This window comes from Nonomuraea sp. NPDC049158 (genome assembly GCF_040648335.1).
In the GTDB taxonomy this organism is placed as follows: domain Bacteria; phylum Actinomycetota; class Actinomycetes; order Streptosporangiales; family Streptosporangiaceae; genus Nonomuraea.
In genome coordinates this window covers 225,571-238,953 of record NZ_JBEZDM010000003.1, presented here as the reverse complement: position 1 = coordinate 238,953, position 13,383 = coordinate 225,571, and the positions used below count along the sequence as shown (strand labels likewise).

Sequence of the window (13,383 nt, the reverse complement as noted above, 5' to 3'; positions counted from 1 at the left end):
CTTTCCGCGCCCGGCCATCGGCGGCGGCCGGCGCCAAGGCTCCGATCCTTTCACCTCCTCGGGTCAGGCGACGGGTCGCGTTCCGTTGTGGCGCTCGGACGGCTCAGATAGGCGCCGACCGCGACGCAGACCGCCGCGAGAGACAGGACCAGCAGTCGCGCCGGCTGAGTCGGAGCCGCCTCCGGGGTTTCCGGCCCCCACTGAGAGAGATTGGGGAAGGAGTTGTAGTAGTAGCCGACTCCGTACAGCAGCCCGACGATCACCGAGAGCCGCGCGGCGGCCAGGAAGTACGATCGCGGACGCGCCGACAACGCGGCGATCAGCAGCATCACGAGCAGAGCGGGCTGGTAGGCGGCGGCCAGCTGGTTCCTGCCGGTGGTCAGGTGATACACGTCGACCAGGTCGTACGTCACGAGCAGGGTCGCGGCCAGCCCGAGCGCCATCGGGACCCACGGCAGGCCCTGGCGCGCGTGACGGACAAGGTGGAGGACGGCCAGCACGACGAAGCCGCCGGCGAGGGCGACCGTGGCGATCCATATCGCGGTCTCCCCCGGACCACGCGTGATGGCTTCGGGGGCGGCGAGATGGGCGGTGATCGCGGCCAGAGCCAGGACGGCCACGACCCGGTCGAGGAATCTCCACCGGCCGGGGGCGGCAGATGTCGTCTCGAACAGCACGGCCGCGAGCACCAGGACGCCCGCGGCGGCCGCCACCCATCCGGCTACGGGCTGCGGTCCCCGTGCCCAGGAGAAGACGGACAGCTCGCCGAGGTAGACGGCGGCGAGCCCGAACGTGGCGCCGACGGCCACGTCGCGCTCAAGGCGGCCGGGCGGCAGCAGGCCGACCAGGACGGCGGCGGTCACCAGAAGCGCCAGCCAGATCGAGGCGATCGGCGTGGCGAGCGCGATCATCGGCGTGCTGACCAGCAACAGGGCCGCCAACAGCGCCAAGGCCCGCACGGGAATGAGCCACCTCGACGGCCCGACCGCCGATGACGCGGGCACGGACGGGGAGACCGTGCTGGTCGCAGGCGTGAGTGTCGGAAGCGTTGGTTTGGGCGTGGGCGTCGGTGTCGGCGACGCGGGTGTCGCAGGCGCGGGCGTGGGTGGCGCGGGCTTTGGTGTCTTGGGTGCTGCCCCGACGGGCTCGGCGGGCCCACTGGCCCGTTTCGCGACCCGGGGAGGCGTGGCCTCGGCGCCCAGGGCCTTGGTGGCGGCCCCCGACACGAGTCGGCTGTCGTCGTCGGCCAGCGCCTCCAGGGCCAGCCGTGCCGCCAGGGCCAACCCTTCGTGCCTGCTGTGGCGCAGCCGTTCCAGCTCCCCGACCGCACCGGCCCTGATCTTGGCGATCGGGTGGTCGATCGCGTGCTGGAGTTCTTCCGGCAGTGACACCGGCCGGCTGACGGGCCGCGCTCTCCTGGCGATGTACATGTCGCCCTGCACGTCGAACGTCCACTTGCCCGGTGTCTGGCTGGGTGTGGTGCGCCGTACGGTGTCGTAGACGTGGTCGTACAGCTCGTCGATGGCGACATAGCCATCCGAGTCCCGGTCGGCCTCGCCGCTCTCCAGCCCTTCCACCAGGGCGCTGGTGAAGACGGAGGGCGACAGCTCCTGGGTGTCCGCCAGCTCGGTGCCGTCGAAGGCGTACTCCATGGCGTTGGACGCGGTGATCACCACGCGACCGCGCCCGCCGAACTGCTCCTCGACGTTGACGCCCAGTCCGGCGCGCGGCAGCGCCCCGCGCGCGAAGGCGCCCGCGTAGCAGCAGTCGAGCAGCAGGACGATGCGGCGCGACCGGCTGCGACTCATCCGCCGGTTGACGAACTCGGCCGGCACCGCGGTCGCCGCGAGCCGGTTGAGCTTGGTGGTGGGCGTGGCGAAGTACAGTTCGCCGGATTCGTCCTTGACGCCGTGACCCGAGAAGTGCAGCAGGAGGAGATCGTCGGGATCGCGGTCGGCGAAGAACTCCTCCACCGCCTCGTTGACGTCCTGCGTGGTCTCGTTGAGCATCGTCCGGACATCGAACCCGCCGATCCGGCGGTCTCCCAGCACGCGGGCCAATGCCTGGGCGTCCAGCGACGGGGCGCGCAGCCGCCGCAGCCCGGGATCGGCGTACTCGTCGCTCGCCACGATCAGCGCCATCCGAGTGCCGCTCAGCGGACGCTCGCCGCCGCGGGCGGCGCGCCGGCGCAGCCACTCGTCGGTGAGCCGCCGCTGCTCGCGGGACGGTACCCCGGTCAGTTCGAGCAGGTCGCCGTCGACGCCGAGCTTGACCGAGCGGTTCTGATCGCGCTGCAGCCAGGCCGTCACCGCGTTCACGACCGCCGCGAGCAGGTCCATGCCCGCCAGCGAGATGACCAGGCCGCCCACGGCGAATGACAGGATCGCCCTGGCCCCCGGTGGCGGCTCTCCGGTCTCGGGTGCGACGTCCAGTACGTCGAGTTCGAGTAATTCGCCGCGCAACCCGGCTGTCAACCGCTCCAGCTCCTGCGCGTCCGCGCCGCCGTCGACCACGTGCACGGTCAGCCGCGTCACCTCATCGGCCATCCACTACCCCCCGCCCCGGAGCGTGTCGAGCGCATCATAAGCCCGGGGATCGACCCTCGAACAGCCCGGATATCGTGAGCGTATGGACATGATCGAAGCCCCACGGCTGGTCCTGCTGCCCCTGCGGGTCGAGCACGCGGACGAGATGGCCGTCGTGCTCGCCGATCCCGCCCTGCACGCCTTCATCGGTGGCGCGCCCGCGACCGCGCAGGAGTTGCGCAGCCGCTACGAGCGGCTGGTCGCCGGGCCGGTCGGCTGGCGCAACTGGGTGATCCAGCTGCGTGAGGACGGCGCTCTGGTGGGCTACGTGCAGGCCACGATCGACCGCCGGACCGCCGAGCTCGCCTGGGTGGTCGGCACCCCCTGGCAGGGCCGTGGCCTGGCCGGCGAGGCCACCAAGGCGCTGGTCGGCTGGATCGCGGGCCAGGAGATCGACACGATCGTCGCGCACATCCACCCCGACCACGCCGCCTCGGCCGCCGTCGCCGCCTCCGTCGGACTGCGCCCCACCGACCGGTGGCAGGACGGCGAGGTGCGCTGGGAGGCGCCGGTATGAGAGTGGCGGTCCTGTCCGACACCCATGCCCCTCGGCATTGGAAGTCGTGCCCGGACCGGGTGGCCGCACAGTTGCGAGGGGCCGACGCCATCCTGCACGCGGGCGATGTCTGCACGGGTGCGGTGCTGGCCGAGCTGGCGGCGTACGCGCCGCTTCACGCGGTGAAGGGCAACAACGACGGACCCGACGTGGACGCGCCCGAGACGCTGGAGCTCGAGCTCGCCGGGCTCCGGGTGGCGATGATCCACGACAGCGGTACGGCCAAGGGACGGTGGGAGCGTATGCGGCGACGTTTCCCGGACGCCGAGCTGGTGGTGTTCGGGCACTCGCACATCCCGCTCGACCATCACGAGGACGGGCTGCGGATCTTCAACCCGGGCTCCCCGACCGACCGCCGCCGTCAACCGCACGGGACGATCGGGCTGCTCGTGATCGAGGAGGGGCGCCTGGTGTCGACGGAGATCGTGCCCGTCACCTGATGGCGCCGCTCCCCCGGCGTGACGAGTGCCGACGGACCGGCCCGCCCCGATCCCCGGCGGACGGCCGAATCCGCCGTTCCGATCAGCCGTTCAGGGCCTTGTTGACCACTGCGGTATAGGCGTAGAACGCCTTGGTGCGGTTCGCCGGATTCTCGATCGAGCTACGGGTGAGATCGCCGTCGGCGAAGAACCGCTTCCGCTGGGCGCTGCTGATCTCCAGCTGAAGGCCCTTGCCACGGCGGTTCTTGTTGGCGATGTTGTCCGGGCTCGACCCGTCGAGACCGTCCGGGATCTCCCGCGCGACCGTGAACCCGGCGGCGCGCAGCCCGGCGGTGACCCGCTCGACCAGCGCCGTGTCCCGGCCGCCGACGTACGTGCTCGCCTCGGTGCTGTCGGAGTAGCCGTGCCAGGAGACGGTACGGTCGACCCGGGACAGCAGCGTGAGCGCCCGCGGCTCGTCGAACCGGCTGGCGGTGATGTGCAGGGTGCCGTTGCCCGTGGACTTGATGCCCTCGAACGCGTAGAAGGCGGCGTCGCTCGCCTGGGCGCTGTAATCCGCGAGCTGGGACGTGCCGGCCTCGATGCTTCCTCCGTGGATGGCGATGTGCGCCACCTTCGCGCCCTGAGGGAAGCGCTGCACACGCCGGTAGTCGGTGCCCTCAGTCTCATGCGCGGCGAGCTCGGCGTAGTTCGCGTACGTGTCGGCGAGGCGGTGCTGGGCGGCGGCGGAGGCGGGCGCCGGGACGAGCGCGACGCCGCTCGCGACGAGGGCGACCCCGGCGAGACCTCGTACCGTCGGGAGAACGCTTGCCATGGTCATGCCCCCAGCTTTGGAAAACGGTTGATGAGTCCGCGGTAGTGGACTCGGCTTTACCCGATTATACGTAGCGGACCGATCTTGGACGGCTCCGATTTACCCGCCCGCACGTGGCGGACCGGCCCCGGACGACGCCGATCCGATCGCGTGCGAGACTGCTGGCATGGCCCATTCGCATGACGCCCATGCGCATGACGCGGACGCGCTCTGTGACGTCGCCCATGGCGAGGCGGCGGCCGGTGCCGAAGGCCGCACCCTCGTCGCCGTGTTCGCCTCACCGGTCGCCGATTACCTGCTGCGCTACGGCGCCGACCTGGGATTCCGCGGGATCCTCTTCGAGCCCGACCCGGGCCGGGCCGCCGCGCCGGAGGGGTTCGAGGTCGTCACCGCGCCCCCGGCGGATCTGGACGGCACCGCGGACATCGTGCTCACCGACCACCACCGTCCCGAACTCGCCGCTGTGCTGCACGAGCTGCTCGCGCACAAGTGCCGGTGGATAGGAGTGATGGGCAGCCCGCGTCATCCGGCGCCCTACCTCCAGGCGCTGGCCGAGTTGGGCGCGCGGGAGGAGGACATCGCCCGCGTGCACCGGCCGATCGGGCTCAACATCGGCTCGCGCACGCCACCGGAGATCGCCGTCGCGACGCTGGCCGGTCTGCTCGCCGACCGCAACGGACGGCCGGGCGGCTTCACCTTCTGAAGCCACCCGGCCAGGGTGCCTGGTTCAGCAGGGGGTCTCGACGAAGTCCTTGTAGATCGAGCGGGAGCCCCATCTGGACTCGGCGCCTTCGCAGTCCTCGTACATGGCGCCCACCACCGTGGTGTGGCTGGAGTCGGAGTAGTACGTGGTGACGCAGTGGTAGCCGAGCGCGCAGACCCGGGCGTAGGCGGGAGCGCTGGTGAAGGTCGTGAGGGTGGCGAGGGCGAGGAGTACGGCCAGCAGTACGCGGCGAATCATGAAGATCCTTCCCGATCGAGGAAGCAGCACTGCCGTTGATGATCGATCACCGGGGGCCCGAGCTCAAGACGCGTGAGGATCTTGACTTCTACTGTCCTGAGCTCGGGTGGCCGACGGTCATGAAAAGGCGGCAGGCTTAGCCGAGAGTGGCGCGCAGGGCGGGCTGCAGGCGGTCGGCGTGGGCCCGCACCATGTCGTCGCACAGCTCCCAGATCCGCTCCACGGGCAGGGCCGCGGCCGTCGCCGGGTCCGTCATGGCGGCGTGGCGGATGTGGCGCGGATCGTCCTCCAGCGCGGCCCGCACGACCAGGTCGTTCATGCTGAGGTAGGTGCGGTTGAGCGCGGCCAGCTGCGGGGGCAGCTCGCCGACGCGGGTGGGCTGCACGCCCATCGCGTCGACCAGGCAGGGCACCTCGACGGTCCCCCGGGCGGGGAGGTTGCTGATCAGGCCGTGGTTGGGCACGTTCCCGTAGATGGTTCGGGGCGTGCCCGTGGTGATGCTGTGGATGATCTGCGGGGCGTACTCCATGGTGCCGTCGACCGGTAGCGGCTCTCCGGCGGCCAGGGCGTCGCGGGTCCGCTCGTAGATGGCCACGTTCTCGTCGACGATGTCCAGGTAGGCGCCGATGGGCAGGCGCAGGCGCTCGATCTCGCTGTCGTGACCCAGGTACCAGGGCACGTACTCGGAGGAGTGCTCGCTGGTCTCGGTCGGGTAGTAGCCCAGCCGCCGGTACATGTCGACGCGGACGCGGCGGCGCAGCTGCTCGTCCGCGGCGATCAGGGCGTCGAGCCGGGGGTACAGGTCGACGCCGTCGTGCTCGAACCGCAGCACCCACGCCTGGTGGTTGACGCCCGCGGCCCGGTAGGTCACCTGCTCGAACGGCACGCCCACCAGGTCGGACAGGTCGCGCATCGTCCAGTAGACCGAGTGGCACAGCCCCACCACGCGGGTGAGCCCGGTGGCCTCGGCCAGGTATTGGACGTTCATCGCCATCGGGTTGGTGTAGTTGAGCAGCCATGCCTCGGGGCAGACGGCGGCGATGTCCTCGCCCAGGGCCTTCAGCAGCGGGAACGTGCGCAGCGCGCGGAAGATGCCGCCGACGCCGAGGGTGTCGCCGATGGTCTGGCGCACGCCGTACCGGGCGGGGATCTCGAAGTCGGTGCGGGTCGCCTCGCCCATGCCGACCTGGACGATGTTGATGACGAAGTCGGCGCCGGTGAGCGCTTCGCGCCGGTCGGCGTGCGCGGTGATCCGCGGGCTCGCCCCGCGCTCGGCGGCGATGTGCCGGGCGGCGGCCGTCGCGGTGCTCAGGCGCTCGGCGTCGATGTCGTGCAGGGCGATGCGGGCCTCCTTCAGCTCGGCGAACGCGAACAGGTCCGCCAGGAGGCCCTGGGTGAAGACGACGCTCCCGGCGCCGATGAATGCGATCTTCGGGGTGTTCATGTCGGCTGCTATTCCTTGATGGGGACGTGTGCGAGGGCCTCATCCCAGGTGGGCTGGGCCGGGGTGCCGCCTTGGGCACGGGTGGACAGGGCGCCGCAGACGGCGGCGAGGTCCAGGGCTCGGGCGGGGGGCAGTCCGGCCAGGGTCGCGGCGATGAAGCCGGCGTCGAAGCTGTCGCCCGCGCCGACCGCGTCCACGGGGGTGACGGTGATGCCGCGGGTGGTGACGAGCGTGCTCCCGTCGTGGCTGAGGGCGCCGTCCGCGCCGTTCTTGACCACCACCAGCGGCCCCCGCGCGGCGAGCGCGGCGGCGGCCCCCTCCAAGGACCCGTCCAGGGAGCGCGCCAGGTGGCGGGCCTCGTGCGCGTTGGGCAGCAGAATGTCGGTCTCGGCGAGTACGGCGGCCAGCCCCGGCGGATCCCACAGCCCGGCGGGGTCGTCGTTGGTGTCGAGCGAGGTCGTGGCGCCGTGGGCCCGCGCGGTGCGCAACAGGCCGGGCAGCGCCTTCGCCAGCCCCGGCATGAGGAAGTAGGAGGCGGCGTGCACGTGCCGGGTGGCGGCCAGCAGCGACTCGGGCACGTCCTCGCCGCCGGTGGCGGCCAGGGTGCCGGGTGCGGTCAGGATCGCGCGGTCGCCGCCGTCGCGGGTGAGCACCACGGTGAGCGGGGTGGACCGCTCCGGATCCACGCGCAGCGCCTCGGTGTCGACCCCGCGGGCGTTCAGGGCGTCGCGGACGTAGCGGCCGGCGTCGTCGTCGCCGACGCGCCCGGCGAACGCGACGCGCAGGCCCAGGCGCGCGGCGCCGCAGGCCATGATCGCCGCGGAGCCGCCGAGGGTGAGCGCACCGGCGCCGACGAGTTGCTCGCGCTGCTCGAAGGCGAGCGGGGCGTCCAGGGGGCCGAGGATGACGTCGGGGTTGGCGTCGCCGATGACAAGCAGGTCGAACATGGACTTCCTGTAGCTGGAGATGGGGTTTCAGCCCTTGAGGCCGCTGGAGGTGATGGACCGGATGAAGGACTTCTGGGCGCCGACGAAGGCGAGCAGCACCGGCAGGACCGTGATGACGTTCCCGGCCATGACCGCCGCCCACTGCGTGTGGTGCTTGCCCTGGAAGGTGGCCAGGCCCAGTTGCAGGGTGTACTGGGTGTCGTGGTTGATGGCGATCAGCGGCCAGGTCAGATCGTTCCAGGTGGACAGGAACGTCAGGATCGCCACGGTGCTCAGCGCGGGCCGCGACAGCGGCAGCACGATGCGGAACAGCACCCGCAGCCGTGAGCAGCCGTCCATCCAGGCGGCCTCCTCCAGCTCCCTGGGCAGCGAGAGGAAGAACTGCCGCAGCAGGAACACCGCGAACGGCGTGACCAGCGACGGCACGATCAGCGCGCCCAGCGTGTCGATGAGCCCGAAGCTCTTCATGACCAGGAACGTCGGGATCATCGTCAGCTGGAACGGGATGGCCATCGTGGCCAGCATCAGCACCAGCAGGACGCGGGAGCCGAAGAACCGCATGCGGGCGAAGGCGTAGCCGCCGAGCGCGCCGAACGCCAGGTTGGACACGACCGCGACACCGGAGACGATCAGCGAGTTGAGGAACCAGCGCGGGAACAGCGCGTTGTTGAGCACGTACCGGTAGCCGCCCAGGTTGATCCCTGACGGCCACAGCGCGGGCGGGAACCGGTTGATCTCCGCGTTGGTCATCACGGAGCTGATCAGCAGCCAGATCAGCGGGATCGCGAAGATCAGCGCGAGCGGCGCGAGCAGCAGGTGCCAGGGGCTGAAGGGCAGCCGCGCGCGGCCCGGGCGGCTCACGCCCGCGTGCGCGGCCCGGCGTTGGGTGGTGGCGGTCGCCGTCATCGGGTGGCTCCTTCGAGGCGCTGGCGCTCGCGGCTCCGGATCACGCGCAACCCGGCGGCGATCACGAACAGGGCCACGGCGAGGACGTAAGCGGCGGCGGCTCCGTAACCGGCCGTGAAGTTCTTGAACGCCTGCTCCCAGATGAAGTAGACGATCACCGTGGTGGCGCCGAGCGGGCCGCCCTTGGTCGTCACGTACACCAGGTCGAAGACCTGCAAGGCGTTGATGGTCTGCCAGAGCACCAGGAACACGCTGACCGGCGTGAGCGTGGGCAGGGTGACGTGGCGCAGCAGGTGCCACCGCCCGGCGCCGTCCAGCCGCGCCGCCTCGATCAGCGGCTGCGGTACGTCCTGGAGGGCCGCCAGATACACCACCACGCAGAACCCGAGGCCGCTCCACAAGCTGACGGCCACCAGGACGGGCAGGGCCTGGGCGGGGTCGGTGAAGAACCCCTGGGGAGAGATCCCGAGCCAGTGCAGCACCGAGTTGGCCGCCCCGAACTGCGGGTCCAGGATGAAGGAGAACAGCGTCCCCTGGGCCGTGGCCGAGATGACGAACGGCACGACGAACAGCGTGCGGTAGAGGCCGACGAACCTGATCCGCCGGTTCAGGGCGAGGGCGAGCGCCAGACCCAGCACGATGCTGAGCGGGACGTACAGGGCCGTGTAGAGCAGCGTGTTGCGTACGGCCTGGCCGAAGTGCGGGTCCTTGGTCAGCGCGTAGTAGTTGTCCAGCCCCACCCAGCGGCTGGGCGTGACCAGGTCGTCGGCCTGGAAGGACAGCAGGAACGACCAGACCGTGGGCACGATGCTGAGCCCGAGGATGATCAGGACGGCCGGGGTGATGAACGTCCAGGCGGTCGCCGACTCCTGGCGGCGGGCCTGGCGCCGGGCCCGTTGCCGCAGCTCGTGGCCGGAGATGGTGATGGGGGTGGGCAGAGACGACATGCGAGGCTCCTCAACGCGGGATGAGCAGGGCGGCGTTGGCCTCATCGGCACAGGTGCGCAGCGCTTCGGCGGGGGTGCTCTTACCGAGCAGCACGGCGATCACGGCCTGCCCGAGCGCCTGGGAGATCTGCGGGTAGGCGGGGTGCGTGGGGCGTACCCGGGCCGTCTCCAGCGTCTTGACGAACACCGGCAGTCCCTCGGTGTCCGCCTCCTGCTCGCGCCAGGCGGGCAGCTGCTGGGTGGGACGGCTCAGCGGCAGGCTGCCCGCCTCCACGTCCCACCGCACGTCCTGCGCGGGTTGCATCAGCCAGGTCAGGAAGGTACGGCTGGCCTTCACGCGCGCCTCACCGTTGTCGAACATGGTCCAGGTGTCGGGGCCCGAGATCGTGATCGGCCGCCCGCTGAAGGTGGGCAGGGGCACCACCTGATAGTCGATCTTGGCGGTCTGGATGTCGGGCAGCTGCCACGGGCCGGTGACCGACATCCCCATCAGGCCGGACAGGAACACCTGGTACATCTGCTCGCTGCCGGGCTTGGGGTCGATGTAGACGCTCTTGTCCTTGGCGAGCGACTCCACCACCTGCAACGCCTGCACGCCCACGTCGGCGAACCCGATGCCGCGCCCGTCCTTGCCGATCACGTCGCCGCCCAGGTCCCAGATCAGCGGCCACAGCCGCCAGACCGTGTCCTCGTCGGCGGCGCCCGGCCAGCCCGTGCCGAACCGGCCGCGGCTCGCGTCGGTCAGCCGCTTGGCCGTCTCGATGAACTCCGGCCATTTCCAGCCCGGCTGGGGCAGCGGCACCCCGGCGTCGCGGAACACCTTCCTGTTGCAGACCACGGCCAGCGAGTCGAGCAGCGCGGGAGCCGCGCGTACCCGGCCGTTGATCGTGACGGCGGCCCGCGCCGGCGCCCAGAAGTCGTTCCACGGCGTGGGACCGGACTCGACCATGCTGGTCAGATCGACCACCTGCGGGCTACGCGCGACGTTCGCCAGGTCCGACCCGAAGATGTAGGCGATGTCAGGGTAGGAGCCGGACGCGAGCGCGGCGGTGATCTTCTGCAGCATCGCGTCGGCCAGCACTCCCCCGCCCATGTCCACCCGGATGTCGGGGTGGGCCCGCTCGAAGTCGGCCACCAGCCGTGCCATGGCCTCTTTGGCGGTGTCGGTCTGGCCGTGCCAGAGCTCGATCGTGACCCGCCCGTCGGCGCCGACACCATTGCCGGCGCCGCTCGCACACCCGGCCAGCGCCGTTCCCGCCACCGCCGTGAGCGCCAGGGCATACCCGCCGCGCAGCACGTCCCGGCGGGAGGGCGGTGGGGCAACGCGCTCCATCTTTACCTCCAGAAACCGTTGGTTCAGAAGACCGTTCAGCAGGTCTTGCGGACGTATCCGCTGGTGCCCTTGGGCGAGACGTCCACGTCGCGCTGGACGATGCTCAGCTTGGTGCCCCAGCCGGAGCAGGCCTTCTTCAGGCCCGACGCGGTGTACTCGATCACGATCACGTTGTTGCCGAACGCCGCCGTGTAGTCCCCGCACTCGTCCCAGGTGCCGCACTCTTCGGCGACCGCGAAGTCGAGCCCGTTCGCGACACGCGATCCGGCCAGTTCCGAGGTGTTCTTCTGGGCGATGGCCACGCCCTGGGCGTGGGCGTGGCTGCTGAGCAGCCGGATGTACGCCTGGGCGTTCGAGGCCGTCAGCAGCTTCTTCGAACGGGTGTAGCTGTCGTAGTTGTCGGGCTCGATGGCCTGGTAGCCCTTGGCCTTGCAGCCGTCGATCCAGCCGTTCACCTTCGCGGCGACCCGCTTGCGCTTGGCATCGGTCCGCAGGTCGAGCAGTGCCTCGCCCCAGTCCTCGTCGATGACCACCTTGCCGTTGGCGTCACGCAGCAGCAGGTCGGAGTCCCAGTCGTCCTCCTCGCCCGGCTGGACCTGGAAGGCGTTGACGTAGCAGATGTTGTACAGCCCCGCGGCGGGCGCGGCGGCCCGGTCCCTGCTGACCACGGTGACCCCGGCCGGCGGCGTGTACGCGCCACCGATCTGGTAGTCGAACCCGGCGTGTACCGGGGGAAGGGTCACCGCGGCCGCCGAAGCGGTCGAGGGGACGGCGAGCAACGCGGCCGAAAGGGCCACGGCAGCGCCTAAGCATCTACGGGTGGGGCTCATCGTCGTATCTCCAGACGATAGGGGGTACGTCCCCGCCTCGGACGCTGACAGCGATCCTGGCGACTTAGTCCGGGCTTGTGGCGGTGGCCACTTACCGGCTAGGCGTACCTCTGGGGCCGGTGCTCGATACCGGCGTTCCTCGGAGTAAATCGAGCACGAACGCTCCTGTCAAGAGTCCGGAGCTGCTCACTTCAGGCTCATTCAGCGCAGCATTGCACAGGAGATACGTCACCGCAGTGCGGAGCAGCCTACCGGTGCCCGGAAGCCGCGGCCGGGCGATCAGCCCACCCGGACGTGCCGTCAGATCCGCCCGTTACGGAGCAGAATGGCGAGCGCGCCGACGGTCGTGTAGCCGCGCCAGTCCAGGACGCCCGCCGGGGAGATCTGGGCGTAGTCGACGGTCCACCCGCCGTCGTCCTTCTGCGTCCCGGCCAGCCGGTCGAGGTCGGCCTCGACCGCCTCCGGGGCGAACAAGGCCCGCAACGGACGGTCCGGGAACGGCGCGAAGTCCAGCGGGCGCAGCATCTCGTGCTCGGTGCCGCCTTCGACGTGCACCTGGCCGCTGGCCGGCAGGTACGCGCCCAGCCGCTCGAGCAGCCCGGCGGCCTCCGGGTGGGTGTCGTGCACGGCGTCCAGGAAGCGCAGCGCGAAGGCCAGCACGTACGCGTGCGGCTGCCGGTCGAGGGCGGCGATCGCGCCCAGGCAGTAACGGGTGGCCCGCGCCAGCCACGGATGCGCGGCCACCTCGGGCAGGTGGGCGGCGACGCGGTGCGCGACGGCCGCGGTGACGGAGGTGATCTGCAGCGAGGACACCGTACTGTCGGCACCCGCCCACCAGGGGGCGTTGCCCGCGTTCGAGGCGCTGGGCAGCGCGAACGGCAGCCCGCCGTCGGGCAGCGAGACCGACTCCAGCCAGTCGCACAGCTCGGCCGCCCGCGGGCAGGCGGCCGGTGCGACGTCCTCGAACACCTCGAAGGCGTGCAGCGCGGCCCCCGGCTGGCTCTCGGGCGAGCGCAGGTCGGGCTCCAGGCCCCAGCCGTAGCCGCCGTCGGGATTGCGGTAGCCGTCCAGCGCGGCCAGCGCGGCGGCCGGATCGCGCTCGCCCGTCAGGAGCTGGAAGCGGCGGCGGTCCAGGACCCGTGCGTGGGTGGCCATGAAGTCGGCGGCCACGGAAAGATCAATGTTCATGCGTTCATCATGACCTGGTCACCGTGCCCCGGTCTTGCAGGAAACGGCCATCCGCACGCCTGGTCTAGCATGGGACAAAAGGGGCTAAAGATGCCCCTATGTCTGCGCGAGGGTGACCGGTGGGCCAGGAGTTTCTCTTCGACCACGCGGCATTGAGCGGCGCCGGGCGGCACATGAAGGACTCCGCCGCCCTGTTCCGGCGTCATGCCGACAGCCTGCTCCTGTCCGTGGGCGGCAGCGGCGGGACGGCGTTCGGCGGCACCCTGCTGGGCACGGCCGTGGACCAGCTCAACGAGCTGCTCCACCAGGCGTGCGGGCAGACGCACCACAACCTGCACGCCACCGGCACGGGCCTCGAGGTGATGGCCGACGACCTGCGCAAGGGCGTGGCCGCCGCGGAGGAGGCCGTCCGGGCGACGGGTTTGTGAGGCG

At 70.9% G+C, this 13,383-nt stretch carries 14 protein-coding genes; 4 read left to right on the top strand and 10 right to left on the bottom strand.

All coding sequences use genetic code 11. The annotated features are described in order from the left end of the window. Positions 1-50: 50 nt before the first annotated feature. On the bottom strand, positions 51-2,546 hold the full coding sequence (locus AB0B61_RS08810; protein ID WP_358429751.1) for a caspase family protein: 2,496 nt from the start codon (positions 2,544-2,546) through the stop codon (positions 51-53). Between the two features lie 82 nt (positions 2,547-2,628). On the opposite strand from AB0B61_RS08810, the gene AB0B61_RS08805 reads away from it, so the two are divergent. Then, positions 2,629-3,102 (top strand): GNAT family N-acetyltransferase, encoded by a 474-nt coding sequence (locus AB0B61_RS08805; protein ID WP_358429749.1) that lies wholly within the window; start codon positions 2,629-2,631, stop codon positions 3,100-3,102. Continuing rightward, positions 3,099-3,581 carry a metallophosphoesterase family protein gene (locus tag AB0B61_RS08800; protein WP_358429747.1) on the top strand — a complete coding sequence of 161 codons (483 nt, stop codon included), beginning with the start codon at positions 3,099-3,101 and terminating at the stop codon, positions 3,579-3,581. The genes AB0B61_RS08805 and AB0B61_RS08800 overlap by 4 nt, the downstream gene beginning before the upstream one ends. An 82-nt stretch (positions 3,582-3,663) precedes the next feature. Here the strand turns inward: AB0B61_RS08800 and AB0B61_RS08795 are convergent, their stop codons facing one another. Then, the gene (locus AB0B61_RS08795) at positions 3,664-4,401 is read right to left on the bottom strand and encodes a poly-gamma-glutamate hydrolase family protein (RefSeq protein ID WP_358429745.1); all 738 of its coding nucleotides are present in this window, start codon (positions 4,399-4,401) and stop codon (positions 3,664-3,666) included. A gap of 160 nt (positions 4,402-4,561) precedes the next feature. Here AB0B61_RS08795 and AB0B61_RS08790 point away from each other — a divergent pair, with 160 nt between their 5' ends. Next, positions 4,562-5,098: an XdhC family protein gene (locus AB0B61_RS08790; RefSeq protein WP_358429743.1), complete on the top strand. Its 537-nt coding sequence runs from the start codon at positions 4,562-4,564 to the stop codon at positions 5,096-5,098. A 24-nt stretch (positions 5,099-5,122) separates the two neighbouring features. On the opposite strand, the gene AB0B61_RS08785 is transcribed toward AB0B61_RS08790, so the two are convergent. The 8 genes from AB0B61_RS08785 to AB0B61_RS08750 form a co-directional block, all read right to left on the bottom strand. Next, on the bottom strand, positions 5,123-5,356 hold the full coding sequence (locus AB0B61_RS08785) for a DUF6289 family protein (RefSeq protein WP_225290904.1): 234 nt from the start codon (positions 5,354-5,356) through the stop codon (positions 5,123-5,125). Positions 5,357-5,492: 136 nt separating this feature from the next. Beyond that, the gene (locus AB0B61_RS08780; protein WP_358429741.1) at positions 5,493-6,800 is read right to left on the bottom strand and encodes an alpha-glucosidase/alpha-galactosidase; all 1,308 of its coding nucleotides are present in this window, start codon (positions 6,798-6,800) and stop codon (positions 5,493-5,495) included. 8 nt (positions 6,801-6,808) lie between these two features. Next, positions 6,809-7,747 (bottom strand): carbohydrate kinase family protein, encoded by a 939-nt coding sequence (locus AB0B61_RS08775; RefSeq protein WP_358429739.1) that lies wholly within the window; start codon positions 7,745-7,747, stop codon positions 6,809-6,811. 27 nt (positions 7,748-7,774) lie between these two features. Then, positions 7,775-8,653, bottom strand: coding sequence for a carbohydrate ABC transporter permease (locus AB0B61_RS08770; protein ID WP_358429737.1), 879 nt, complete (start codon positions 8,651-8,653; stop codon positions 7,775-7,777). Next, a complete protein-coding gene (locus AB0B61_RS08765) occupies positions 8,650-9,600 on the bottom strand; it encodes a sugar ABC transporter permease (protein WP_358429736.1) in 951 nt (316 codons plus the stop codon). The genes AB0B61_RS08770 and AB0B61_RS08765 overlap by 4 nt, the downstream gene beginning before the upstream one ends. 10 nt (positions 9,601-9,610) lie before the next feature. Continuing rightward, the gene (locus AB0B61_RS08760) at positions 9,611-10,933 is read right to left on the bottom strand and encodes an ABC transporter substrate-binding protein (RefSeq protein WP_358429734.1); all 1,323 of its coding nucleotides are present in this window, start codon (positions 10,931-10,933) and stop codon (positions 9,611-9,613) included. Between the two features lie 35 nt (positions 10,934-10,968). After that, complete coding sequence (locus AB0B61_RS08755; protein ID WP_358429732.1) at positions 10,969-11,730, bottom strand: endo alpha-1,4 polygalactosaminidase; 762 nt, start codon at positions 11,728-11,730, stop codon at positions 10,969-10,971. Positions 11,731-12,063: 333 nt separating this feature from the next. Next, the gene (locus AB0B61_RS08750) at positions 12,064-12,951 is read right to left on the bottom strand and encodes a hypothetical protein (protein WP_358429730.1); all 888 of its coding nucleotides are present in this window, start codon (positions 12,949-12,951) and stop codon (positions 12,064-12,066) included. 119 nt (positions 12,952-13,070) lie between these two features. Here AB0B61_RS08750 and AB0B61_RS08745 point away from each other — a divergent pair, with 119 nt between their 5' ends. Beyond that, positions 13,071-13,379 carry a hypothetical protein gene (locus AB0B61_RS08745; protein ID WP_358429728.1) on the top strand — a complete coding sequence of 103 codons (309 nt, stop codon included), beginning with the start codon at positions 13,071-13,073 and terminating at the stop codon, positions 13,377-13,379. Positions 13,380-13,383 lie beyond the last annotated feature (4 nt).

Coding starts and splice junctions, on each gene's coding strand:
- AB0B61_RS08810 (WP_358429751.1), bottom strand. CDS start 2,546: ATGGCCGATGAGGTGACGCGGCTGACCGTGCACGTGGTCGACGGCGGC.
- AB0B61_RS08805 (WP_358429749.1), top strand. CDS start 2,629: ATGGACATGATCGAAGCCCCACGGCTGGTCCTGCTGCCCCTGCGGGTC.
- AB0B61_RS08800 (WP_358429747.1), top strand. CDS start 3,099: ATGAGAGTGGCGGTCCTGTCCGACACCCATGCCCCTCGGCATTGGAAG.
- AB0B61_RS08795 (WP_358429745.1), bottom strand. CDS start 4,401: ATGACCATGGCAAGCGTTCTCCCGACGGTACGAGGTCTCGCCGGGGTC.
- AB0B61_RS08790 (WP_358429743.1), top strand. CDS start 4,562: ATGGCCCATTCGCATGACGCCCATGCGCATGACGCGGACGCGCTCTGT.
- AB0B61_RS08785 (WP_225290904.1), bottom strand. CDS start 5,356: ATGATTCGCCGCGTACTGCTGGCCGTACTCCTCGCCCTCGCCACCCTC.
- AB0B61_RS08780 (WP_358429741.1), bottom strand. CDS start 6,800: ATGAACACCCCGAAGATCGCATTCATCGGCGCCGGGAGCGTCGTCTTC.
- AB0B61_RS08775 (WP_358429739.1), bottom strand. CDS start 7,747: ATGTTCGACCTGCTTGTCATCGGCGACGCCAACCCCGACGTCATCCTC.
- AB0B61_RS08770 (WP_358429737.1), bottom strand. CDS start 8,653: ATGACGGCGACCGCCACCACCCAACGCCGGGCCGCGCACGCGGGCGTG.
- AB0B61_RS08765 (WP_358429736.1), bottom strand. CDS start 9,600: ATGTCGTCTCTGCCCACCCCCATCACCATCTCCGGCCACGAGCTGCGG.
- AB0B61_RS08760 (WP_358429734.1), bottom strand. CDS start 10,933: ATGGAGCGCGTTGCCCCACCGCCCTCCCGCCGGGACGTGCTGCGCGGC.
- AB0B61_RS08750 (WP_358429730.1), bottom strand. CDS start 12,951: ATGAACATTGATCTTTCCGTGGCCGCCGACTTCATGGCCACCCACGCA.